Origin of the sequence: Streptomyces musisoli, from assembly GCF_016741855.1 — a bacterium.
GTDB lineage: Bacteria > Actinomycetota > Actinomycetes > Streptomycetales > Streptomycetaceae > Streptomyces > Streptomyces musisoli.
Genome location: NZ_JAERRH010000043.1, coordinates 1 through 22,389, shown reverse-complemented (window position 1 = coordinate 22,389; position 22,389 = coordinate 1). Strand labels below are relative to the sequence as shown.

20 protein-coding genes are annotated in these 22,389 nt (G+C 73.2%); 5 read left to right on the top strand and 15 right to left on the bottom strand.

Annotated elements, in window-relative coordinates:
* Nucleotides 1–883 (bottom strand): NsdA family TPR-like regulatory protein (locus tag JK361_RS39325; RefSeq protein ID WP_504739920.1); only part of this gene is annotated, 883 nt, incomplete at its 3' end.
* A gap of 266 nt (nt 884–1,149) precedes the next feature.
* Here JK361_RS39325 and JK361_RS39320 point away from each other — a divergent pair.
* Complete coding sequence (locus JK361_RS39320) at nt 1,150–1,815, top strand: bifunctional DNA primase/polymerase (RefSeq protein WP_201827697.1); 666 nt, start codon at nt 1,150–1,152, stop codon at nt 1,813–1,815.
* A 201-nt stretch (nt 1,816–2,016) separates the two neighbouring features.
* On the opposite strand, the gene JK361_RS39315 is transcribed toward JK361_RS39320, so the two are convergent.
* Both JK361_RS39315 and JK361_RS39310 read right to left on the bottom strand, forming a co-directional pair.
* The gene (locus JK361_RS39315) at nt 2,017–2,925 is read right to left on the bottom strand and encodes an alpha/beta fold hydrolase (RefSeq protein WP_201827695.1); all 909 of its coding nucleotides are present in this window, start codon (nt 2,923–2,925) and stop codon (nt 2,017–2,019) included.
* A 279-nt stretch (nt 2,926–3,204) separates the two neighbouring features.
* Entirely contained in the window at nt 3,205–3,897 is a 693-nt protein-coding gene (locus JK361_RS39310; RefSeq protein ID WP_201827693.1) for an iron-dependent transcriptional repressor DtxR, read from the bottom strand.
* Nucleotides 3,898–4,446: 549 nt separating this feature from the next.
* Between JK361_RS39310 and JK361_RS39305 the strand changes: the two genes are divergently transcribed.
* The gene (locus tag JK361_RS39305) at nt 4,447–5,202 is read left to right on the top strand and encodes an SIS domain-containing protein (RefSeq protein ID WP_201827690.1); all 756 of its coding nucleotides are present in this window, start codon (nt 4,447–4,449) and stop codon (nt 5,200–5,202) included.
* Between the two features lie 308 nt (nt 5,203–5,510).
* Here the strand turns inward: JK361_RS39305 and JK361_RS39300 are convergent, their stop codons facing one another.
* From JK361_RS39300 to pdxH, 3 genes are all read right to left on the bottom strand, one after another.
* The gene (locus JK361_RS39300) at nt 5,511–6,926 is read right to left on the bottom strand and encodes a PAS domain-containing protein (RefSeq protein WP_201827687.1); all 1,416 of its coding nucleotides are present in this window, start codon (nt 6,924–6,926) and stop codon (nt 5,511–5,513) included.
* Nucleotides 6,927–7,043: 117 nt separating this feature from the next.
* The gene (locus tag JK361_RS39295; protein ID WP_201827684.1) at nt 7,044–7,193 is read right to left on the bottom strand and encodes a hypothetical protein; all 150 of its coding nucleotides are present in this window, start codon (nt 7,191–7,193) and stop codon (nt 7,044–7,046) included.
* A 438-nt stretch (nt 7,194–7,631) separates the two neighbouring features.
* Nucleotides 7,632–8,318, bottom strand: coding sequence for a pyridoxamine 5'-phosphate oxidase (gene pdxH / locus JK361_RS39290; RefSeq protein ID WP_201827682.1), 687 nt, complete (start codon nt 8,316–8,318; stop codon nt 7,632–7,634).
* A gap of 177 nt (nt 8,319–8,495) precedes the next feature.
* Here pdxH and JK361_RS39285 point away from each other — a divergent pair, with 177 nt between their 5' ends.
* The gene (locus JK361_RS39285; RefSeq protein WP_201827680.1) at nt 8,496–9,596 is read left to right on the top strand and encodes a citrate synthase 2; all 1,101 of its coding nucleotides are present in this window, start codon (nt 8,496–8,498) and stop codon (nt 9,594–9,596) included.
* A 16-nt stretch (nt 9,597–9,612) separates the two neighbouring features.
* On the opposite strand, the gene JK361_RS39280 is transcribed toward JK361_RS39285, so the two are convergent.
* The 9 genes from JK361_RS39280 to JK361_RS39240 form a co-directional block, all read right to left on the bottom strand.
* Nucleotides 9,613–10,638, bottom strand: a complete 1,026-nt coding sequence (locus tag JK361_RS39280; RefSeq protein WP_201827678.1) for an isopenicillin N synthase family dioxygenase — start codon at nt 10,636–10,638, stop codon at nt 9,613–9,615.
* Nucleotides 10,639–11,152: 514 nt separating this feature from the next.
* A complete protein-coding gene (locus JK361_RS39275; protein ID WP_236054604.1) occupies nt 11,153–11,824 on the bottom strand; it encodes a TetR/AcrR family transcriptional regulator in 672 nt (223 codons plus the stop codon).
* A gap of 4 nt (nt 11,825–11,828) precedes the next feature.
* Entirely contained in the window at nt 11,829–12,566 is a 738-nt protein-coding gene (locus tag JK361_RS39270) for an enoyl-CoA hydratase family protein (protein ID WP_201827675.1), read from the bottom strand.
* Nucleotides 12,563–14,137, bottom strand: coding sequence for a 4-coumarate--CoA ligase family protein (locus tag JK361_RS39265; protein ID WP_201827671.1), 1,575 nt, complete (start codon nt 14,135–14,137; stop codon nt 12,563–12,565). Before JK361_RS39265 ends, JK361_RS39270 begins: the two co-directional genes overlap by 4 nt.
* Nucleotides 14,138–14,157: 20 nt before the next feature.
* Nucleotides 14,158–15,318, bottom strand: coding sequence for an acyl-CoA dehydrogenase family protein (locus JK361_RS39260; RefSeq protein WP_201827668.1), 1,161 nt, complete (start codon nt 15,316–15,318; stop codon nt 14,158–14,160).
* 55 nt (nt 15,319–15,373) lie between these two features.
* Nucleotides 15,374–17,227 carry an acetyl/propionyl/methylcrotonyl-CoA carboxylase subunit alpha gene (locus tag JK361_RS39255; protein ID WP_201827664.1) on the bottom strand — a complete coding sequence of 618 codons (1,854 nt, stop codon included), beginning with the start codon at nt 17,225–17,227 and terminating at the stop codon, nt 15,374–15,376.
* A gap of 8 nt (nt 17,228–17,235) precedes the next feature.
* Nucleotides 17,236–18,834 carry an acyl-CoA carboxylase subunit beta gene (locus JK361_RS39250; protein ID WP_201827661.1) on the bottom strand — a complete coding sequence of 533 codons (1,599 nt, stop codon included), beginning with the start codon at nt 18,832–18,834 and terminating at the stop codon, nt 17,236–17,238.
* Entirely contained in the window at nt 18,831–20,507 is a 1,677-nt protein-coding gene (locus tag JK361_RS39245; RefSeq protein WP_201827658.1) for an acyclic terpene utilization AtuA family protein, read from the bottom strand. The genes JK361_RS39250 and JK361_RS39245 overlap by 4 nt, the downstream gene beginning before the upstream one ends.
* A complete protein-coding gene (locus tag JK361_RS39240) occupies nt 20,504–21,298 on the bottom strand; it encodes a TIGR03084 family metal-binding protein (protein WP_201827655.1) in 795 nt (264 codons plus the stop codon). Before JK361_RS39240 ends, JK361_RS39245 begins: the two co-directional genes overlap by 4 nt.
* A 150-nt stretch (nt 21,299–21,448) precedes the next feature.
* On the opposite strand from JK361_RS39240, the gene JK361_RS39235 reads away from it, so the two are divergent.
* Both JK361_RS39235 and JK361_RS39230 read left to right on the top strand, forming a co-directional pair.
* Complete coding sequence (locus tag JK361_RS39235) at nt 21,449–22,294, top strand: helix-turn-helix domain-containing protein (protein WP_372448787.1); 846 nt, start codon at nt 21,449–21,451, stop codon at nt 22,292–22,294.
* Nucleotides 22,254–22,389, top strand: a 136-nt coding sequence (locus JK361_RS39230; RefSeq protein ID WP_201827649.1) for a DUF397 domain-containing protein, incomplete at its 3' end; no start/stop codon positions are given. The genes JK361_RS39235 and JK361_RS39230, both read left to right, overlap by 41 nt.

The following is a 22,389-nucleotide window of genomic DNA, read 5'->3' as shown; positions in this document are numbered from 1 at the left end:
CGTGCCCGCGTGCGCCCTCCTGCGCCGCCCGAGCCAACTGGGAGATCTCGCGCGGGTTCCCGAGCTGCGCGGCGAGATGGCTCATGGACGCGGCGAGGACGTAACCGCCGTATCCGCGGTCCCCGGCGGCCTGGGCGAGCCGCAGCGACTGGATGTAGTACCGCTGGGCGAGCCCCGGTTGGCCGGTGTCCACGGCCATGTACCCGGCCAGTTCGGTCAACCGTGCGACGGCGGCGAAGAGTTCGCGGCCGACCGCCTCCCGGTACGAGCCCGCGAGGAGTCCGGAGACGACGCTGTTGAGGTAGTGGACGACGACCGGGCGCACATGGCCGCTGCCGTACTGGTGGTCGAGGTCCACCAGCGCCTGGGTCATGGACCGGACGGCGGACACGTCGGCCTGGCCCACGCGCGGGCCGGCCTGCCGGGCCACCTGGGCGTCCGGCGCCGAGATCAGCCAGTCGCGGCTGGGCTCGACCAGCGCGGAGGCGGCGACGGAGGAGCCGGACAGGAAGTCCCGGCGCCCCACGTCGCTGCGCCACAGCTCGCAGACCTGCTCGATGGCCCCCAGCACCGTCGGCGAGAACTGGAGACCGACCCCCGAGGCGAGGTTCTTGCCGTTGGCCATGCCGATCTCGTCGATCGTGACCGTACGGCCGAGCTTGCGCCCGAGCGCCTCGGCGATGATCGCCGGGGCCCGGCCCCGCGGCTGCTGGCCGCGCAGCCAGCGGGCCACGGACGTCTTGTCGTAGCGCAGGTCGAGACCGTGCTCGGCGCCGCACATGTTGACCCGCCGGGCCAGCCCGGCGTTCGAGCACCCCGCTTCCTGGATGAGTGCCTGCAGTCGTTCGTTCGGCTGCCTCGCCACGAGAGGCCTTGCGGCCATGTGCTACCCCCTGCGTTGCGATCCCCTGGAGCGTGAAGTTCCGGCCGGAAGATCACTGCCCAGCTGACATACCGTCAATGCGCGACATGTGCGGTTTGCCGGGGTAAAGACGCATGCCACCCCCACCACTGGCTACCCACCCCACGCCCTGCTTCCTCCCGCGCGCCCCCGGCCGTGCACCCATGCGCCCCGACTGCGGAATCGATGCTCCTCCCCCGCGCGCGCTACAGCCGTAACCCAAGGTGGGTGCGGGAGTTGAGTGGAGCGTGGAAGAGACGATCGCGGGCGCCCAGAACACTCAGATTGCCGGTCACATTCCGCAGCAGCGCGGGGAATCGCTGCTGGAGACCGCCGTACGGTACGCCGAGGAACGGCACTGGGACGTGTTCCCGGGCACCTGGCTGGAAGCCGTCGACGGGATGCAGCGCTGCTCGTGCGGCGACACCACCTGCCCTGCGCCGGGTGCGCACCCCACGCGCCCCGACTGGGCGAGCCAGGCGACCGGCAGTGCGACCGTCGCGCGCCGGATGTGGCAGAAGCAGCCGACGGCGTCGATCCTGCTGCCGACGGGGCGGACGTTCGACGCGCTGTCCGTCCCCGAGAGCGCGGGCTTCCTGGCGCTGGCCCGGATGGAGCGGATGGAGCTGACGCTCGGGCCGGTCACGCTGACGCCGGACCGGCGGATGCAGTTCTTCGTGCTGCCGGGGGCGTCGGCGAAGGTGGCGGAGCTGGTCCGCAAGCTCGGGTGGCCGCTGTCGTCGCTGGATCTGCTGGTGCTGGGCGAGGGCGGGCACGTGGCGGCGCCGCCCACGCGGTTCGGGTCCCGCGGGGCGGTGCAGTGGGCCTGCCGGCCCACCCCGGCGAACCGGTGGCTGCCGGACGTGGAGGAACTGATCTCGCCGCTCGCCTACGCCTGCGGGCGCGACCGGTAACCGGTTCGCCCTCTCGTCGGCGGAGTTCCGGTCCGCCGGCGGCCGTGGGTCCGTGAGTGGGTCCGTGAGTGGGCCCGTGGGTGGTCCTCACGCCCCTCGCATCGGCCCGGTAAGGCTTCCTCAAAGGGCGCGGGGAACCGCGCGACCGGTCACGAACGGCCCGCACCCGCCGACCGGCCGGCGCCACGGACGCGCGGGCGCTCAGCCCTCGTGCAGCGAGTCGAGGAACGGCGAGACGGCCGCCTGCCAGGCCTCCGGCAGGTCGTAGTGGGCCAGATGCCCCGCGTCGGCGATCTCCGCATACCGGCCCCGCGGCAGCACCCGCACCATCTCCTGCGCCTCCGCCCGCCCCAGCTCACCGTCCACGCCGCGCACCACCAGCGTCGGGCACCGGACCTGGGCCAGTTCCTCCCAGTGGGCGTCGTAGACCCATGTCTCACGGGAGCTGAGCATCTGCTCCGGCTCGAACACGGGGCGCCAGCCGTCCTCGCACTCGTGCATCACCTCGGCGTAGAACGCGCCGCGCGCCGGGCTGGGCCGCTCCACCCAGGGGTCGTCCTCGCCGAACCACTTGCGGACGTCGGCCAGGCTGGCGAAGGGCACGGGCCAGGAACGGAACCAGTCGGCCCACTCGCGCTGCGAGGCCGCGCCGAGCGCGGAGGCCCGCATGTCGCAGATGATCAGGCCGCGCACCAGGTCGGGACGCTTGGCCGCGAGCTGCCAGGCGGTCAGCGCGCCCATGGCGTGGCCGACGAGGAGGACGGGGCCGAGTCCGAGCTGCTCGACGGCCGCCTCGGCGTCCTCGACATAGGCGTCGCGGGTGTAGGCGGCCCGGGCGGGCTTGTCGCTCCGGCCGTGGCCGCGCTGGTCGAGCGCCACGGCGCGGTGGCGTCCGGCGAGCCAGCGGGCGGTGCCCGCCCAGTGGGAGGCGCGGCCCATCAGGCCGTGCAGTAACAGCACGCCCGGAGCGCCGTGCTCCGCCTCCTGCGCCACGGCGTCCGGCCCCCCTTGCGGTGGGATCGGCTCCGCTTCCGGTTTCGGGGGGTCGGCGAACTCCCAGGCGGCCAGCCGCACGCCGCCCGCTCCCGTCACATCCATACGCCGCGCCATCGAACTGGCACCCCCCAGCTCCGCCTGCCTCGTCGTCCAGCTGCTGCCTCAGGTTATCGAATAGTCATTCGAAGATTCCGTATCCGCGGACAACACCCCTCATTCGAGTGACACCTCTCGGGGCATGATCGCCGCAGCCGAGGGGATCTCTTCTGGCGGGAGGCGGACCGCTCGGGGAAAAGCCGGTCCGAGGGGATTGACCCTGAGAGCTCGGGGCTCCGGGTCAGCACAGGGGAGGACAGGCCCCGGCGCCACACGGCGCCGGGGCCCTCCGCCGTCTCAGCGCTTGGCGACGAACACGTGGGAGGCGACGTCCGCCTCCAGCTCGGCGGCCTCGCCGCCGCTGCCCACCAGCACGCCGCCGGGCGACTCCGTCACGCTCACCACCGAACCGGGCTGCACACCCGCCCGCCGCAGCGTGTACATCAGCTGCGCGTCCGTCTGGATCGGCTCGCCGATGCGGCGCACGACGACCGTCTTGCCGTCCGCGCCCGCGTCCAGGTCCGCCAGCGAGACCATGCCCTTGTCCAGGAACGGGTCCGCGCCGTCCTTCTCGCCCAGCTCCTCCAGGCCCGGGATGGGGTTGCCGTACGGCGACTCGGTGGGATGCCGCAGCAGCTCCAGCACACGCCGCTCCACGGCCTCGCTCATCACGTGCTCCCACCGGCACGCCTCCGCGTGCACCTGCTCCCACTCCAGCCCGATCACGTCCACGAGCAGACACTCGGCCAGGCGGTGCTTGCGCATCACGCGCGTCGCCAGCCGGCGCCCCTCGTCCGTCAGCTCCAGATGCCGGTCGCTGGCCACGGACACCAGACCGTCGCGCTCCATCCGCGCCACCGTCTGGCTCACCGTGGGGCCGCTCTGGTCCAGCCGCTCCGCGATGCGGGCGCGCATGGGGACGACGCCTTCCTCTTCGAGTTCGAGGATGGTGCGGAGATACATCTCCGTGGTGTCGATCAGTCCGGACATACGTGCCCCTTGATTACCTCTGCCGGCAGCCCGGCGCGTGCGCTGGCCCTGCCGCCAATTCTGCCGGATCCCGCTGACAAGCGGGGCCCGCGAGGAAAACAGGGCCGCCCGGAGGACCGCCGTCCGGGGGCACGACAGTAGCCGAGCGCGGGCGCGGGCGGGCGGCCGTCCAGAGGGCGGACCGGACCGCACGGGCCGCGCGGGCGACCGCCGTCGGGGGTTCCGGCCGTGACCGGGAGCGCGGACGACCGCCGTCGGAGGTTCCGGCCGTGACCGGGAGCGCGGACGACCGCCGTCGGAGGTTCCGGCCGTGACCGGGAGCGCGGACGACCGCCGTCGGAGGTTCCGGTGTGACCGGGTGCGCGGACGACCGCCGTCGGAGGTTCCGGTGTGACCGGGTGCGCGGACGGGCCGGGCGGCGGCCCGGGATGCGGGCCGGCCACCCGGCGTCGGGTGCGGGACCGCCGGCCGGGGCCCCGGCCGTATTGACACCGCACTGGTCCAGACCGCACGGTGATCCGCGACACAGACGCTGCGAAGGGGCACCGCATGAGCGACGGCACGCCTGCCGACCTGTTCTTCGACGCCGCCATCGGACTGCTGCGCCGGGTCCGCGACGAGGAGGCCGGGGCGATCACCGCGGCCGGCACCCTGCTCGCCGACACCGTGACGGCCGGCGGCCGCCTGTTCGCCTTCGGCGCCGGACACTCCTCGCTGGCCGCCCAGGACGTCGTCTACCGCGCGGGCGGCCTGGCCCTGATGAACCTGCTCACCGTTCCCGGCGTCGTCGGCGTCGACGTCACCCCGGCCACCCTCGGCTCCGCCCTCGAACGCGTGGACGGACTCGCGAGCGCCGTCCTGGACACCTCACCGCTCCGCGCCGGCGACGTCCTGGTGATCATCTCCCTCTCCGGCCGCAACGCCCTGCCCGTGGAGATGGCCCAGGGCGCCCGCGCCCTCGGCGTGAAGGTCATCGGCGTGACCTCGGTGGCGTACGCCGCGGAGACGAAGTCCCGGCACGCCTCCGGCACCTTCCTCAAGGACCACTGCGACATCGTCCTCGACTCGAAGATCGCCGTCGGCGACGCGGAACTCGCCCTGGACACCATCCCGGCGCCCTTCGCCCCCGCCTCCACCGTCGTCACCACCGCCCTGCTCCAGGCCGTCATGGCGACCACCGCCGCCACCCTCGCCGACCGCGGCATCGAGCCGCCGCTGCTGCGCTCCGGCAACGTCGACGGCGGACACGAGTGGAACGGCCGGGTGATGACGGAGTACGGCGACCGGATCTTCTACCACCACTGACGGCACCCCGGGCCACCGCCCGGACCGCCCCGCCTCACCCCGCCCGGACCGGTGCGCTCCCGGACCTGCTCACGCGGCTGCCCGCGCACCGGCCCCGCCGGACCCGCTTCCCGGCCGCCCCCGCACCGCCGCCTCCTCCGGGACCCGCTTCCCCGGCCGCCCCCGCACCGCCGCCCCTGCCCGACCCGCTTCCCCGGCCGCCCCCGCACCGCCGCCCCTGCCCGACCCGCTTCCCCGGCCGCCCCCGCACCGCCGCCCCTGCCCGACCCGCCTCCCCGGCCGCCCCCGCACCCGCCCCGGTCGGCGTCCTACCGGTCCTGCTCGCCCGGCCGCCCACGTGCCGCCTCCGCCAGGTCCAGGGCCGCCGCGATGCGTGCGGCCACGTCCTCCGCGTAGGCCGTGTCGGACCGCTCGAAGCGGTTGCGTCCGGCGGCGCGCAGGAAGGTCACCACGCCCAGCGTCCGCCCCCGGCTGCGCAGGACCGCGCACAACGCGTGCACCGCGTCGTCGGGCCACTGCCGTTCCAGCGCCCACTCCCGGGCCCGTTCGGCCGGGACCGGCCCGGCGTCCGCACGCACGGTCCCGGCCCGCTGCACGCACTGGAGCGCCGGATGGCCCTCCTCGTAGCACACGGGCAGCCCGGCCGCGCCCGTGAGCACGCTCGGGCCCGGCGCCCCCGCGGGCGTGGCCGCGAGCCGCACCAGCCGGACCTCCGGGCCCGGGGCGCCCTCGTCCGCCGCGCGCGGGCCGCCCGCCACCCGGTCGACGAGCGCGTGGTCGGCGAAGCCCGCGAGCGCGTAGTCCAGGTGGACGATGGCCGCCTCCGCCGGGTCCTCGCACTCGGCCGCCGCCCGGGCCGCCCGGTGCAGCTGATTCGACCGGAACCGCAGCAGCGACGCCTCCTGCTGGCCCTGCCTGGCCTCCGTGACGTCCTGGAACAGCCAGCCGACGCCGAGCGGCACCGGCTCCTCCGCGAGCGGCGAGGCCAGCCGCAGGAACCCGCTCCGCCAGCAGCGCCGCTCCTCGCCCTCCGGCGTCCGCACCGCCACCCACATCTCGGCGGGCGCCGGCGGCGCGCCCTCGGCCAGGACGTGCGTGAGCGCGGCCTCCAACTCCTCCACGCCCTGCGCGAGCAGCTCACCCAGCGGCCGGCCCAGCGCCGCCGTCCGCCCGACACCCAGCGCCCGCGCCGCGTACGCGTTGACGACGGCCGGCCGCAGATCGGCGTCGACGAGCACGACACCCCAGGCCGCGTCCTCGAACAGCGCCTCGCTCAGCGCGATCGACCGTTCCAGGTCGATCTGCGCGTGCACCTCGCTGAACGCGCAGTACAGCCCGGCGGGCTTCCCGTCGGGCCCGCGCACGGCGGCGGACTGGGTACGGACGAGCACCCGCCCGCCGCCCTTGGTCACCAGCGCGAACTCGTGCACCTGCCGGCCCGGCGCGTGCATCGCCGACATCAGCCGGGCCTGCACCTCCTCGGCGTCGGCGCTGCGCACCGCCCACCCCGCGAACCCGTGCCGCCCGACGGCCTCGGCGGCGGTCCAGCCGAGGATCCGCTCGGCCTCCCGGTTCCAGTGGGTCACCACCCCGTCCACGTCGAAGGCGCACAGGGCGGCGTCCATCCCGTCGAGCAGAGCGGCGAGCAGATCGGAGCCCCCCGGCTCCGCGGGCTCGTCCGGCCCCAGCTCGTCCGTGGTCCCACTCCGCCGCGAAGCACTCACCTGGACCCCCTGGAGGCTGCGTCCGCGCACGTCCACACGGCGCTCGGTTCGCTCACTTGGCCTTATTCAACTGGAACGTGACGCACCCCACATACTGTTCCCGCAAGATTCCGTGGATCAATGCCCGCGGCCGCCCGGCGAGAGCCGCAGGCCCACCCGCTCGTCCCGCTCCCCGGCCGGCACATACCGCTCGACCTCGACGAATCCCCGCCGTGCGGCGAACCGCGGCCCGTCCTCGTCGACGGCGAGCACACACGTTGCGATCACCCGGGCCCCCGGCCCGCGCGTGTGGTCCACCAGCCCGTCGTCCGAGCACCTCCACCAGCCCCGCGCCCGCCCGGAAGCCCGGCGGGAAGCCGGTCCGGAGGCCGAGCGGGAAGGCGGGCGGGGAGCCGGTCCGGATCTGGGCGGGAAGCCGGGCGGGAAGCGGCGGCGAAAAAACGGTTGAGCCCTCCACGACGACTTCTTAAGGTGACAGCTACACGGTGAAAGGAGGTGATCCGGCAGATGTATGAATCCCGGACGCGTGAGGTGGCTGCGGGCTAGCGGCCCGTCACCACGCCATGTGCGGTGCCGGACCAGCACACTTCGAGGTGTGCAGCCGGCCAATCCCAAGCAGTCACCCGACCCGCAGGCTGCCGGTACGTCCGGCCGGCTCCTCCCCGGAGGAACCCAGCCTGCGGGTCGTCTGCGTTCCCGGGGCGGTCACGGGCCGAGGCGGTCGACCTTCCACGTGCCGTTCGGCCGGGCGGTGTAGCGCAGGCGGTCGTGGAGACGGTTGTGGCGGCCCTGCCAGAACTCGATCGTCTCGGGGGCGACGCGGAAGCCGCCCCAGTGCGGCGGGACCGGGACCTGTTCGTCCTCGGGATAGCGGGCCTCGAGTTCGGCGTAGGCCGTGTCCAGTTCGGCGCGGGAGGCGATCACCGTGGACTGGGCGCTGGCCCAGGCGCCCAGCTGGGAGCCGTGCGGGCGGCTGCGGAAGTAGGCGGTGGTCTCGTCGCGGCCGGTGCGCCGGGCGATGCCGGTGACGACGATCTGGCGGGCCAGCGGGTGCCACGGGAAGAGCAGCGAGACGTGCGGGTTCTCCGCGAGGTCGCGCGCCTTGCGGGAGTCGTAGTTGGTGTAGAAGACGAAGCCGTCGGTGTCGAACTGCTTCATCAGGACCGTGCGTGAGCTGGGGCGGCCCGTCGCGTCCGCCGTGGAGACGACCATCGCGTTGGGTTCGTAGAGCGTGCCGTGCAGGGTCGCCCGGGCGGCGTCCTCGAACCAGCGGGCGAACTGGTCCATCGGATGGGTGGCGAGGTCCTCTTCGGTGAGGCCGTCGGCCCGGTACTGCTTGCGCATGGCGGCGGGGTCGAGCACGGGGTCCGGAAGCGGGTCGCGATCGGTCACCCGGTCATCTTGCCGTATCGAACGGGTATGGCACTCAGTGTCGTGTGGTCTCCCCAACGATGGCACCGGGAGTTATCGTGCTGGTCCCCCTTGCGGTCGGGTCGACCACGGGTGACCACCAGCGGATCGGGGCATCACCGGGGTGACCACCGCCCACACATCACAAGGAGCCGCCTGATGTCCGATTTCGTACCCGGGCTCGAAGGTGTCGTCGCGTTCGAGACGGAGATCGCCGAACCGGACAAGGAGGGCGGCGCCCTGCGCTACCGGGGCGTCGACATCGAGGACCTGGTCGGGCACGTCTCCTTCGGGAACGTGTGGGGGCTGCTGGTGGACGGCGCCTTCAACCCCGGCCTGCCGCCCGCCGAGCCGTTCCCGATCCCGGTGCACTCCGGTGACATCCGAGTGGACGTGCAGTCGGCGCTCGCCATGCTCGCGCCGGTGTGGGGGCTGCGGCCCCTGCTCGACATCGACGCGGGCCAGGCGCGCGAGGACCTGGCGCGGGCCGCCGTCATGGCCCTGTCGTACGTCGCCCAGTCCGCGCGCGGGCAGGGGCTGCCGATGGTGCCGCAGCGGGAGATCGACAAGGCGAACTCGGTGGTGGAGCGGTTCATGATCCGCTGGCGGGGTGAGCCGGATCCGAAGCACGTGGCGGCCGTGGACGCGTACTGGACGTCCGCCGCCGAGCACGGCATGAACGCCTCGACCTTCACGGCGCGGGTCATCGCCTCCACGGGTGCGGATGTCGCCGCCGCGCTGTCGGGTGCGGTGGGCGCGATGTCCGGGCCGCTGCACGGCGGTGCGCCGTCCCGGGTGCTCGGGATGATCGAGGAGATCGAGCGGACGGGTGACGCGGAGACCTACGTGAAGAACGCCCTGGACCGCGGTGAGCGGCTCATGGGCTTCGGGCACCGGGTGTACCGGGCCGAGGACCCCCGCGCGCGGGTGCTGCGCCGCACGGCCCGGGAACTGGGCGCTCCGCGGTTCGAGATCGCGGAGGCGCTGGAGAAGGCGGCCCTGGAGGAGCTGCACAACCGCCGGCCGGACCGGGTGCTCGCCACGAACGTGGAGTTCTGGGCCGCGATCATGCTCGACTTCGCCGAGGTGCCGGCGCACATGTTCACGTCGATGTTCACGTGCGCCCGTACGGCCGGGTGGTCGGCGCACATCCTGGAGCAGAAGCGCACGGGGCGGCTGGTGCGGCCGTCCGCCCGGTACGTGGGTCCCGGGGCGCGGCGGCCGGAGGACATCGCGGGTTACGAGGACATCGCCCACTGAGACCTTCAGGCAGTGGTCATGCCGGAGTCGCGAGGCCCGCGTGGTGGCGTTCCGCCGCCAGCGGGTGTGCCCGCAGCTTGCCCTTGAGTTCGTTGTAGCCGTACTCGGCGTACAGGGGGTTCGTCGGGTCGGTGGTGACGCCGGGGGCCGTCGTCGAGTGCGGGAAGGGCAGCGGGTCCACCTTCGCGTCCAGGCGCGGGTTGTAGAAGAACGGCACCGAGTAGCGCTCGGTGGCGCCGGGCGGGCTGACGACCCGGTGGTTCGTGGCCAGCAGGTAGCCGTTGGTCGCCACCTCCAGCAGTTCGCCGAGGTTGACGACGAACGCGCCCTCGATCGGCGGTATGTCGTGGAAGCGGCCGTCCTCGCGCTGGACCTGGAGGCCGCCGACCGTGTCCTGGAGGAGCAGGGTGAGGAACCCGTAGTCCTTGTGGGCGCCGACGCCCTGGTCGGTGCCGTCGGCCGCGCTGCCGGGGTAGCGGACCAGCTTGAGGTGCGGGTGGGCACGGTCGCCGAAGACCGGGTCGTAGAAGTCGGCCGGGGCGCCGATGGCGGTCAGGAGTTCGCGCAGGAGGCGGTGGGCGACCGCGCTGAGCCTGTCGATCCAGGCGAGAGCTGCCGTGCGGAGTTCGGGGAGGGCTGCCGGCCACTGGTTGGGTCCCTGGAGCCACCAGTACGGGGGCTCGCCGGGGCCCGGGACGCGGGCGGGGCGTTCGGCGCCTATGTCGAGCTGGTCGCGCCAGTCGCGGGCGCCGCCGGTGCGCTCGTCGCCGGTGCGGGTGTAGCCGCGGAAGTGGGGGGAGCCGACGTTGTCGAGGGCGAGCCGGTCGGCCTCGGGGAGGGCGAAGAAGGCGCGCATGGCGGTGAGCAGCGCGTCCGTCTCGGCCGGGGTGACGCCGTGGCCGACGAGCTGGAAGAAGCCGACGTCGTGGGCGGCGCTGTGCAGCTGGGCGTGGAGCAGGGCGCGCGCCTGGGGGCCCCGGTCGGCGGCCGACAGGTCGATGATCGGGAGCTGGGTGTACGACGTCGCCGTATGCGTGGTCATGGTGCGTCCGCAGGGTGTACGGGGCGCGGGCGGCCGCCGAGGGGTGGAGGCGGCCCCCGGTGCCGGAAACTGGGAAGAAGAGAGATACAGGGGGCTGGGTCAGGCGCAGAGGCGCCGACAGCCCATGCTCGTGACGCGCACGTAATCCACGTGGCGGCGGCGGACGAGCATCGGAAGCATGGGCCAAGGGTAACGCGCCCCGCGACGACGCCTGCCGCCCGGCTCCTACGGGACGAATTGCCGCCACGGCTCCCTCGTGACGGCTCCTCCGAGGTCGCTCCCGCGCCAGGACTCCCCCGTGACGGCTCCCCCCGAAGTCGCTTCCCGCCACCGCTCCCCGTGACGGCTCCCCCGAAGTCGCTTCCCGCCACGGCTCACTGGCGGTGGCCGGCGCCGGGCTCTCGCCGTGCTCGCGACGACTCCCGCTCACGGTGGCTCCCCGCGGGACTCCCCGCCACGGCTCCCTCGTGCCGGTCTCCTCGCGTCTCCTCGCGGCGGCTTCTCGTGGGCGTGGTCAGTCCAGTGCGTGCTCCAGCAGTGCCGCCCACTGGGTGACGACGCGTTCGCGGCGGGCGGTGTCGTCGGTGAGGAGGTTGGCCAGGCCCAGGCCGCGGGCCATGTCCAGGAAGCCCTGGACGGTCTCGCGGACGCCGGGGCGGGACTCGTCGGCGCCCAGGAGGTCGACGGCGATGCGGTGGGTCTCGCGGCCGACGCGGGCCTCCAGCTCGGTCACGCGCGGGCGCAGCTGTTCCTCGTTGGACGCGGCGACCCACAGGTGCAGGGCGGCGCGGAAGAGCGGGCCGGTGTAGAGGTCGACGACGGCGGCGACGACGGCGCGGCGGTCGGCGGCGCCGTCCGGGAACAGGGCCCGCAGGGCGAGGGAGCGTTCCTCGGAGACGTACTCGACGGCGGCGGTGAAGAGGTCTTCCCGGGTCGGGAAGTGGTGCTGGGCGGCGCCCCGGGAGACGCCGGCGCGTTCGGCGACGACGGCGACCGTGGAGCCCGCCCAGCCGTGCTCGGCGAGGCAGGCCACGGCGGCCTCCAGGAGCCGCTGCCGGGTGACCCGGCTGCGGTCCTGTTTGGGACTGCGGTCGGGTCTGGCGCCGCGGTCCTGTGTGGGGCCGCGGCCGGGTTCGGCGCTGTGGTCCTGCCGGGGCAGGGGGTCGCGTTCCGCCGTCGTGCTCATCCGGTCACACCGCCCATGCCGCGTCCCGTCTTTCCAGGAAGGCCGTCATCCCCTCCCTGGCCTGGTCGGAGGAGAACAGCCGGGCCGAGAGGGCGGTCAGCCCCGCCGCGTCCCGGTCGAATGTTTCCAGCACCCTAGCCGTGAGCAGCCGTTTCGTCTCGGCCAGGGCTTGGGGGGCGGAGCGGCGCAGGCCGTCCAGGACGGGGGCGAGGGCGTCGTCCACGTCGTCCGCCGTCACCGTCAGCAGCCCGAGGCGGACGGCCTCGGCCGGGCCGAAGCGTTCGCCGGTGAGGTAGTAGCGGGCCAAAGCGCGGGGGTCGGCGCGCGGGAGCACCGGGAGGGAGATCACCGCGGGGGCGACGCCGATGCGGACCTCGGTGAAGGCGAAGGTGGCGTCGCCGGAGGCCGCGGTGATGTCGCAGGCGGCGAGCAGTCCGAGGCCGCCGGCGCGGACGTGCCCGGTGACCCGCGCGACCACGGGCACGGGCAGTTCCACGATCTGCCGGAGCAGGGCCACCAGCGCGTCCGGGTCGGGCGGGTCGCGCAGGTCGGCGCCGGCGCAGAAGGTGGTGCCGGTGTGGGTGAGGACGACGGCCCGTACGCCGGGGTCCTTGCCGCAGTCGGTCAGGGCCTCGGCGAGGGCGGACACCAGGGACGCCGAGAGGGCGTTGCGGGTGTCGGTGGCGTCCAGGCTGAGGGTCTCGACGGCACGCGCGCGCGTGCGTCCGATGGGCGGGCTCATATGTGCTCCCTGAGCTGTCGGCGCAGGATCTTGCCGGAGGCGGCGCGGGGGACGGTGTCGATGAAGGTGATCCGGCGGACGCGTTTGTAGGGGGCGACGCGTTCGGCGACGTACAGCAGGATGTCGTTCTCGGTGAGGCCGTCGGCGTCGGCGTCGGCGTGGCGGACGACGAAGGCGTGCGGGATCTCGTTGCCGTCGTCGTCGTGGGCGCCTATGACGGCGGCGTCGGCGATGCCGGGGTGGGTGAGCAGGAGCGCCTCCAGTTCGGCGGGGGCCACCTGGAAGCCCTTGTACTTGATGAGTTCCTTCACCCGGTCCACGACGAACAGCCAGCCGTCGGCGTCGGCGTACCCGACGTCCCCGGTGTGCAGCCAGCCGTCTGGGTCGATCATGGCGGCGGTGGCGTCGGGGCGGCCGAGGTAGCCCTTCATCACCTGGGGGCCGCGGATCAGGATCTCGCCGGCCTCGCCGGCGCCGAGGTCCTTGCCGGGGTCGTCCAGGGAGACGATCCGCATCTCGGTGCCGGCGATGAGTCTGCCGACGGTGCCGGCGGGGGCGTCGTGCAGGCGGTCGAGGGGGACGGCGTGGGTGCCGGGGGACAGTTCCGTCATGCCGTAGGCCTGGCCGATCGGGGGCAGGCCGAGCCGTTGCGAGCAGGCGCGGGCGAGCCGGGCGTCCAGCGGGGCGGCGGCGCTGAGGACGTACTTCAGGGAGGAGAGGTCGTAGCGGCTGACCGCGGGGTGCTTGGCGAGGGCGAGGACGATCGGCGGGGCGACGTACAGGCCGGTGATGCGATGGTTCTGGATGGCGGCGAGGAAGGTCTCCAGCTCGAAGCGCGGGAGGACGACGACCGTGGCGCCGTCCCTCAGGGGCGCGTTCATCAGGGCGGTGAGGCCGTAGATGTGGAAGAACGGCAGGACCGCGAGGATGCGGTCGCCGGGGCCCGCGTGGACGGCGGGTTTCAGCTGGGCGAGGTTGGTGGCGATCTGCCGGTGGGTGAGCATGACGCCCTTGGGGACGCCGGTGGTGCCGGAGGAGTACGGCAGCGCGGCGATGTCCTCGGCCGGATCGATGCCGACGCGGGGATCGGGGCCGTCGCAGGCGAGCAGTTCGCTCAGGGAGCGGTGCCCGGACGCACTGTCGCACACGAGTATCTCGCGCACGCCACCCGCGAGTTCGCAGGCCCGGCGGGCGGTCCCCAGCAGCGGGGAGACGGTGATGATCCAGCGGGCGGCGCTGTCGCGGAGCTGCTTGGCGAACTCCTCGGCGGTGGCGAGCGGGTGCACCGTGGTGACGGCGGCACCCGCGCGCGTGGCCGCGTAGAAGGCGGTCGGGAAGGCGATCGTGTTGGGGCTGTGCAGGGCGAGGACGTCGCCCTTGCGGACGCCGATGCCGGCGAGTCCGGCGGCGATGCGCCGGTGGAACCTGTCCAGCTGGTCGTACGTGAGGGTGGTGCCGTCCGTGCCGTCGACGAGGGCCGGCTGGTCGCCGAAGCCGGCGGCGTGGCCCAGGACGGCCTCGTGGATGGGGAGTTCTACGGGCGGGACGTCTGCGTACTCGCTGCGGAACACGGTTCCTCCAAGACGGGCGCCTAGTACGACTTGGGCAGACCCAGGGTCTGGTGGGAGACGTAGTTCAGAATCATCTCCCGGCTCACCGGTGCAATACGAGCCACGCGTGCGGCCGTTATCAACGAGGCGAGACCGAATTCCCGGGTGAGCCCGTTGCCGCCGAAGGTGTGCACGGCCTGGTCGACGGCCTTCACGCAGGCCTCGGCCGCGGCGTACTTGGCCATGTTGGCGGCCTCGCCCGCGCCGATGTCGTCGCCGGCGTCGTACAGGTGGGCCGCCTTCCGCATCATCAGCCGGGCCAGTTCGAGGTCGATGTGGGCCTGGGCCAGGGGGTGCGCGACGGCCTGGTGGGCGCCGATGGGGGACTTCCAGACGGTACGGTCGCGGGCGTACTCGATCGCCTTGGCGAGCGCGTAGCGGCCCATGCCGATGGCGAAGGCGGCGGTCATGATCCGCTCGGGGTTGAGTCCGGCGAACAGCTGGAGCAGACCGGCGTCCTCGTCGCCCACCAGCGCGTCGGCGGGCAGCCGTACGTCGTCCAGGACCAGCTCGAACTGCTTCTCGGCCGCGCTCAGTTCCATGTCGATCGGGTTCTTCCGGAAGCCCTCGGCGTCCGTCGGCACGATGAACAGGCAGGGCTTGAGGCTGCCGGTGCGGGCGTCCTCCGTGCGGCCGACGATCAGGACGGCGTCGGCCATGTCGACACCGGAGATGAACACCTTGCGCCCGGTGAGGAGCCAGTCGGTGCCGTCCCGCCGGGCCGTGGTGGTGATGCGGTGGCTGTTGGAGCCGGCGTCGGGTTCGGTGATGCCGAAGGCCATGAGGCGGGTGCCGTCCGCCAGCCCGGGCAGCCAGCGGGTCTTCTGGTCCTCGGTGCCGAAGCGGGCGATCACCGTGCCGCAGATCGCGGGTGAGACGACGAGCATGAGGAGCGGGGAGCCCGCCGCGCCCAGCTCTTCGAGGACGATGGCGAGTTCGGATATGCCTTCGCCGCCCCCTCCGTACTCCTGCGGGAGGTTGACGCCGAGGTATCCGAGCTTGCCCGCCTCGGACCAGAGTTCGGTGAGGGGCTTGCCTTCGGCGACGGTGCGGACGAGGTAGTCGCGGCCGTAGCGTTTGCCGAGGGCGGCCACTGCGGATCGGAGGGCCTTGTGTTCTTCGGATTCGACGTGGGTGGTCATCGGACTCCTTCGGGCTGCGGGTGATCCGTGGCTGGGCGCGCGGTTCCCCGCGCCCCTAGGGTGTCTGCACCACCGCCAGCAACGTGCCCGGCTCCACCTGCCGGCCCTGCTCGGCGTGCAGGGCGGTGAGGATTCCGGTGGCCGGCGCCGAGATCTGGTGCTGCATCTTCATCGCCTCCAGCCATATGAGGCCCTGGCCCGCCCGAACCGTTGCCCCTTCCGTCAGGCCGTCGGCGATCTTGACCACGGTGCCCGGCATCGGGGCCACCAGCGAACCCGGTGCGAGCTGGGACTCCGCGTCGGGGAAGCGGGGCAGGGCGGTGAGGCGGACGGTGTTGACGTGGACCTGGTCTCCGTACCGGGACACCTCGAACCTCCGGCGTACCCCGCCCACTTCGAGCACCACCAGGCCCGCGTCGGCGTGCACGACCCGCACCCCGTCCGCGGCGAGCCCCTCCCGGGTGTGCCGGTAGCGGACCTCGTGCTCCTCCCCCGCCATCTCGTACCGCTTGACCTGCGGCTGCGAGGGGACGTTGCGCCAGCCGCCGAAGCGGGAGCGGGAGCGGCCGCGGGCGTCGGCGAGGGCCGCGGCCAGGGGGGCGTACGGGTCGGCGGCGGAGCCGGCCAGCCCGTCGAGGTGGCGGTCGTAGAAGCCGGTGTCCATGCGGGCGGCCGTGAACTCCTCGTGACGCAGGGAACGCACCAGCAGGTCCCGGTTGGTGGCCGGGCCGTGGATCGCGGCGGACTCCAGCGCGCCGGCGAGGCGGCGGATCGCCTCGGCGCGGGTGGGGGCGTGGGCGACGACCTTGGCGAGCATCGCGTCGTAGTGGACGCCGATGGTATCGCCGTCGGTGTAGCCGGTGTCCAGGCGGACGCCGGCGGGGACGGCGAGGCGGTGCAGGGTGCCGGTCTGGGGGGCCCAGCCGTGGGCGGGGTCCTCGGCGTACAGGCGGGCCTCGACCGCGTGGCCGTGCGGGCGGGGCGGGTCGCTCGCCAGGGCGTGTCCCTCGGCGACACGGATCTGCTCGGCGACCAGGTCGAGGCCGAACACGGCCTCGGTGACGGGGTGTTCGACCTGGAGACGGGTGTTCATCTCCAGGAAGTGGGCTCGGCCGTCGGCGACGAGGAACTCGACCGTGCCGGCGCCGACGTACGAGACGGAGCGGGCGGCGCGCACGGACAGCGCGTGCAGCTCCTTCGCGAGCCCCTCGCCGATTCCGGGCGCCGGGGCCTCCTCGACGACCTTCTGGTGGCGGCGCTGGAGGGAGCAGTCGCGGGTGCCGAGCGCCCAGACGGTGCCATGGGTGTCGGCGAGGATCTGGACCTCCACATGGCGGCCGTGCTCCAGGTACGGCTCCACGAAGACCTCGCCGTCGCCGAAGGCGCTCGCGGCCTCGGTGCGCGCGCCCTCCAGCGCCCCGTCGAGGTCCTCCAGGCGGCGCACGATCCGCATGCCGCGCCCCCCGCCGCCCGCGGCGGCCTTCACCAGGACCGGCAGGTCTGCCCCGGTGACCTCGGCCGGGTCCAGGGGTGCGAGGCCCATCAGCCGCTTGGCGCGGGTCTTGGACGCCATCGCCTCGATGGCCTGCGGCGGCGGGCCGATCCAGATCAGTCCGGCGGCCACGACCGCGCGGGCGAAGCCGGCGTTCTCGGAGAGGAATCCGTAGCCGGGGTGCACGGCGTCGGCGCCGGACGCCAGGGCCGCCTTCACGATCAGGTCGCCGCGCAGATACGTCTCCGCGGGCGCGGCGCCCGGCAGCCGTACGGCGGTGCCGGCCTCGCGCGTGTGGAGCGCGTCCGCGTCGGCGTCGGAGTGCACCGCGACCGTCCGGATTCCCAGCTCGCGGCATGTGCGGAAGATACGGCAGGCGATCTCGCCCCGGCCTGCGACGAGCACACTCGAAATCACGGGATCCCTCACATCCGGAAGACGCCGAAGCCACCGCGCGCGCCCTCGTAGGACGCGGTGTGGACGGCGGAGAGGCACAGGCCGAGAACGGTGCGGGTGTCGCGCGGGTCGATGACCCCGTCGTCGTACAGCCGTCCCGACAGGAACTTGGGCAGCGACTCGGACTCGATCTGCTGCTCCACCATGGCGCGCAGCCCGGCGTCCGCCTCGTCGTCGTAGGGCTGTCCCTTGGCGGCCGCCGACTGCCGGGCGACGATCGACAGCACGCCGGCGAGCTGCTGCGGGCCCATGACGGCGGACTTGGCGCTGGGCCAGGCGAAGAGGAAGCGGGGGTCGTAGGCCCTGCCGCACATGCCGTAGTGCCCCGCGCCGTACGAGGCGCCCATGAGGACCGACATGTGCGGGACCCGGCTGTTGCTGACCGCGTTGATCATCATCGCGCCGTGCTTGATGATGCCGCCCTGCTCGTACTCCTTGCCGACCATGTAGCCGGTGGTGTTGTGCAGGAAGAGCAGCGGGATGTCGCGCTGGTTGGCGAGCTGGATGAACTGGGCGGCCTTCTGCGACTCCTCGCTGAAGAGCACGCCCTGGGCGTTCGCCAGGATCCCGACGGGATAGCCGTGCAGGGCGGCCCACCCGGTGGTCAGGCTGGTCCCGTAGAGCGGCTTGAACTCGTCGAAGTCGGAGCCGTCGACGATCCGGGCGATGACCTCACGCGGATCGAAGGGGATCTTCAGGTCGCCCGGGACGATGCCGAGGAGTTCCTCCGGGTCGTGCTTGGGCGGCTCGGCGGGCCCGGGGTCCGGGTACGCCTTGCGGTGGTTCAGGCGGGCGACGACCCGGCGCGCCTGGCGCAGGGCGTCCGGCTCGTCCACGGCGAAGTAGTCGGCGAGGCCGGACACGCGCGCGTGCATCTCGGCGCCGCCCAGCGACTCGTCGTCGCTCTCCTCGCCGGTGGCCATCTTCACCAGCGGCGGCCCGCCGAGGAACACCTTGGCCCGCTCCTTGACCATGATCACGTGGTCGGACATGCCGGGGATGTAGGCGCCGCCGGCCGTCGAGTTGCCGAAGACGACGGCGACGGTCGGGATGCCGGCGGCGGAGAGCCTCGTCAGGTCCCGGAAGACGGCGCCGCCGGGGATGAAGATCTCTTTCTGGGAGGGCAGGTCGGCGCCGCCGGACTCGACCAGGCTGATGCAGGGCAGCCGGTTGGCGAGGGCGATGTCGTTCGCGCGCAGGGCCTTCTTCAGGCTCCAGGGGTTGCTGGCGCCGCCGCGTACGGTCGGGTCGTTGGCGGTGATCAGGCATTCCACGCCCTCGACCACGCCGATGCCGGTGACGAGGGAGGCGCCGACGGGGTAGTCGCTGCCCCAGGCGGCCAGCGGGGACAGTTCGAGGAACGGGGTGTCGGGGTCCAGCAGCAGCTCTATGCGCTCGCGGGCCAGCAGCTTGCCGCGCTTGCGGTGCCGTTCCACGTACTTCTCGCCGCCGCCCGCGAGGGCCTTGGCGTGCTCGGACTCCAGATCGGCGAGCTTGGCGAGCATGGCCTCGCGATGGGCCTGGTAGTCGGGTCCGGCGGGGTCGAGAGCGGTCTGCAGAACCGTCACAGCAGGGTCTCCGGGATGTCCAGGTGGCGGGAGCGGAGCCATTCGCCGAGGGCCTTGGCCTGCGGGTCGAAGCGGGCCCCCGCGGCGACGCCGGCGCCGAGGATGCCCTCGACGACGAAGTTGAGGGCGCGCAGGTTCGGGAGCACGTGCCGGGTGACGGGCAGGTCGCGGCTCTCGGGGAGCAGCCGCCGGAAGGTGTCGGTGGTCAGGGTGTGCGCGAGCCACCGCCAGGCGTCGTCCGTCCGCGCCCACACGCCGACGTTCGCGTTCCCGCCCTTGTCCCCGCTGCGGGCCCCGGCGACGAGACCGAGGGGCGCGCGGCGGGCCGGGCCGGGCGGAAGGGGCTCGGGCAGGGGCGGGGGCGGCACGTCCTCCAGGGCCCGGGTCTCCCGGGGCACCGGCACGGGGACACGGCGTCCGTCGTGGAGGACGGCCATGTGGTCGACGTCCCCATGGGGCACGTACACATCCTCGAACACCCCGTAGGGGGCGCCCTTTCCCGGTGGGGACAGCACATGGAAGCCCGGGTAGCCGGCGAGCGCCAGTTCCACGGCGGCCCCGCTCAGCGCCCGCCCCACGACCCGCTCGTCCGGGTCCCGCACGACGAGCCGCAGCAGCGCGCTGGCCGTCTCCTCGGTGTCCGCGTCGGCCCGGTCGGTCCGCACCAGGTCCCAGCGGACGTCCGCGGGCGGTGTCTTGGTGAGCGCGTCGGCGAGCTGCTCGCGCACCAGGGCCGCCTTGGCCTCGATGTCGAGTCCGGTGAGGACGAAGACGACCTCGTTGCGGAAGCCACCGATCCTGTTCACTCCTACCTTGAGCGTCGGCGGCGGCGCCTCCCCGCGCACCCCCTCGATCCGCACCCGGTCCGGTCCGTCCTGGCTCAGCCGTACGGTGTCCAGCCGGGCGGTGACGTCGGGTCCGGCGTACCGGCCGCCGCCCGTCTCGTACAGCAGCTGGGCGGTGACCGTGCCCACGTCCACGAAGCCGCCGGTGCCCGGGTGCTTGGTGACGACGCTGCCGCCGTCGGCGTGGATCTCGGCGAGCGGGAAGCCGGGCCGGCGTACGTCGCCGTCCCCGAAGAACGCGTAGTTGCCGCCGGTCGCCTGGGTCCCGCACTCCAGCACGTGCCCGGCGACGACGGCACCGGCGAGCCGGTCGTACTCCCCGGGCCGCCAGCCGAAGTGGGCGGCGGCGGGCCCGGTGACGAGCGCCGCGTCGGTCACCCGGCCGGTGATCACCACGTCGGCGCCGGCCCTAAGGCACTCGGCGATGCCGAAGCCGCCGAGATAGGCGTGGGCGGCGAGGGCGCCGGGGTGACGGGCGGTGAGGTCGTCGCCCTCGACGTGCGCGACCCGCACCGGGAGGCCGAGCCGGCCCGCCAGCTCCCTGACGGCGTCGGTGAGACCGGCGGGGTTGAGGCCGCCCGCGTTGGTGACGATCCGCACTCCGCGCTCCAGGGCGAGGCCGAGGCAGTCCTCCAGCCGGCGCAGGAAGGTGCGGGCGTATCCGGCGGACGGGTCCTTCAGCCGGTCGCGGGCGAGGATGAGCATGGTGAGTTCGGCGAGGTAGTCACCGGTGAGGACGTCGATCTCGCCGCCGGTGAGCATCTCGTGCAGGGCGTCCGCGCGGTCGCCGTAGAAGCCGGAGAAGTTGCCGATGCGCAGCGGCTTCACCGGGTGGCCTCCTTGGGCGCGCGGCCGGTACCGGGCGGGCCCGCGAAGGCCTGGGCGATGCCGAGCCAGCGGTCGGCGTCCGGGCCCACGGCCGTCAGGGCGAGGTCGGCGCGGTGGGCGCGCTGGGTGACCAGGAGACAGAAGTCGAGGGCGGGGCCGGTGACGCGCTGCGGGGCGCTCTCGGGACCGTACGCCCATATCTCGCCGTCGGGCGCGGTCAGTTCCACCCGGAACTCGCCCGCGGGCGGGGTGAGTCCGTGCACCCCGAAGGCGAAGTCCCGGGTCCGCACCCCGAGCCGCACCACGTGCCGGAGCCGGCCGGTGGGCGGGCGCTCCACACCCAGGGCGCCGGCGACGTCCAGGGCGTGGGCCCAGGTCTCCATCAGCCGGGCGGTGGCCATGGAGGCGGCGGACATGGGCGGGCCGTACCAGGGGAATCGGCCGCCGGGCGGCGCCGCACGCAGGGCCGCGTCCAGGGCGGTGCGGCCCGCGCGCCACGTCGTCAGCAGCTCCGCGACCGGGAGCCGGGCGCCGTCCTCCGCGCCCTCGTCGACGAACGAGTCGGGGCGGGCGAGGGCCTTCTCGACCAGGGTGCGGAAGGCGTCGGCGTCGGTGACGGCCAGCAGCGCCGACTGGTCGGTCCAGGCGAGGTGCGCGATCTGGTGGGCGACGGTCCAGCCGGGCGCGGGAGTCGGAAGCCTCCACTGCTCGGTGCTCAACTCAGCCACCAGCAGGTCGAGTTCGTCGCTCTCGGCACGCAGGTCGTCGATGACGGGCGTCGGGTCGGCCATGGGAGGGAGCATGGCAGCGGGCCCAGAAACAATCAAGCGTGCTTGCATGAATTGGACGAAGGGGAGAGTGGCCCCCGGGGGTGATGTCCACCCAATACCGACTCCATGGAGCACACCTGTCACTACTCTCAGCGAGGGGAGGTGGTGGGTGTGCGCAGCCGCGAACTGGATCCGAGCGCGTCGCCGCTGGACTACTACGGCTACGAGCTGCGGCGGGCGAGAGAGGCGGCGGGCCTGACGCTGGCGCAGCTCGGGGCGATCGTGTTCTGCACGGGGTCGCTGATCGGCCAGATCGAAACGGCGGCGAGGGTGCCGCAGCGGGACTTCTCCGAGCGGCTGGACGCGGCGCTGGGGACGGACGGGTTGTTCTCGCGGCTGGTGGGGATGGTGCTGCGGAGTCAGTTGCCGAGCTGGTTTCAGCAGTACGCCGACATGGAGGCCAAGGCGACGTACATCTCGACCTACCAGTGCCAGCTCGTGTACGGCCTTCTTCAGACGGAGTCGTACGCGCGGGCCGTTCTCGGTGTCGACCAGTCGGATCGGCTCGACGCAATGGTGGCGGCACGACTGGACCGCCAGCGGCTCCTCATCCGGGAGCAGCCACCGGTGTTGTGGGTCGTCCTGGATGAGGCAGTGCTGTACCGGGAGGTCGGCGGCCGAGAGGTCATGCGAGAGCAACTCGCCCATCTGGCAGGGCTCTACGGCAGGCCGTGGATGGAACTCCAGGTTCTGCCGTTCTCGGTGGGCCAGAACACCGGGTTGATGGGCTCGTTCAACCTTCTGCGGTTCGAAGGGCACCCCGACCTGTACTACAGCGAGAATTACGACTCGGGCCACATGACGGCCAATCCGCAGGTCATCAAGGAGCGTTCCGTCGGTTACGCTCGCCTCCAGGCCGAAGCTCTCTCCCCGAGGGAGTCGGCGGCCCTGATCGCCCGCGTGAGGGAGGAACGCTATGGGGAGCAAACCGGACCTGGCGCGTGCGCAGTGGCGTAAGTCGTCCTACAGCGGTGACACCGGCGGCCAGTGCGTCGAGTGCGCACCCCTCGGCACCGCAACGTGGCGGAAGTCGTCCTACAGCGGCAGCAACG

Coding starts and splice junctions, on each gene's coding strand:
- JK361_RS39275 (WP_236054604.1), bottom strand. CDS start 11,824: ATGAGCACGACGGCGGAACGCGACCCCCTGCCCCGGCAGGACCACAGC.
- JK361_RS39310 (WP_201827693.1), bottom strand. CDS start 3,897: ATGTCCGGACTGATCGACACCACGGAGATGTATCTCCGCACCATCCTC.
- JK361_RS39240 (WP_201827655.1), bottom strand. CDS start 21,298: ATGGCCGACCCGACGCCCGTCATCGACGACCTGCGTGCCGAGAGCGAC.
- JK361_RS39260 (WP_201827668.1), bottom strand. CDS start 15,318: ATGACCACCCACGTCGAATCCGAAGAACACAAGGCCCTCCGATCCGCA.
- JK361_RS39285 (WP_201827680.1), top strand. CDS start 8,496: ATGTCCGATTTCGTACCCGGGCTCGAAGGTGTCGTCGCGTTCGAGACG.
- JK361_RS39280 (WP_201827678.1), bottom strand. CDS start 10,638: ATGACCACGCATACGGCGACGTCGTACACCCAGCTCCCGATCATCGAC.
- JK361_RS39315 (WP_201827695.1), bottom strand. CDS start 2,925: ATGGCGCGGCGTATGGATGTGACGGGAGCGGGCGGCGTGCGGCTGGCC.
- JK361_RS39270 (WP_201827675.1), bottom strand. CDS start 12,566: ATGAGCCCGCCCATCGGACGCACGCGCGCGCGTGCCGTCGAGACCCTC.
- JK361_RS39305 (WP_201827690.1), top strand. CDS start 4,447: ATGAGCGACGGCACGCCTGCCGACCTGTTCTTCGACGCCGCCATCGGA.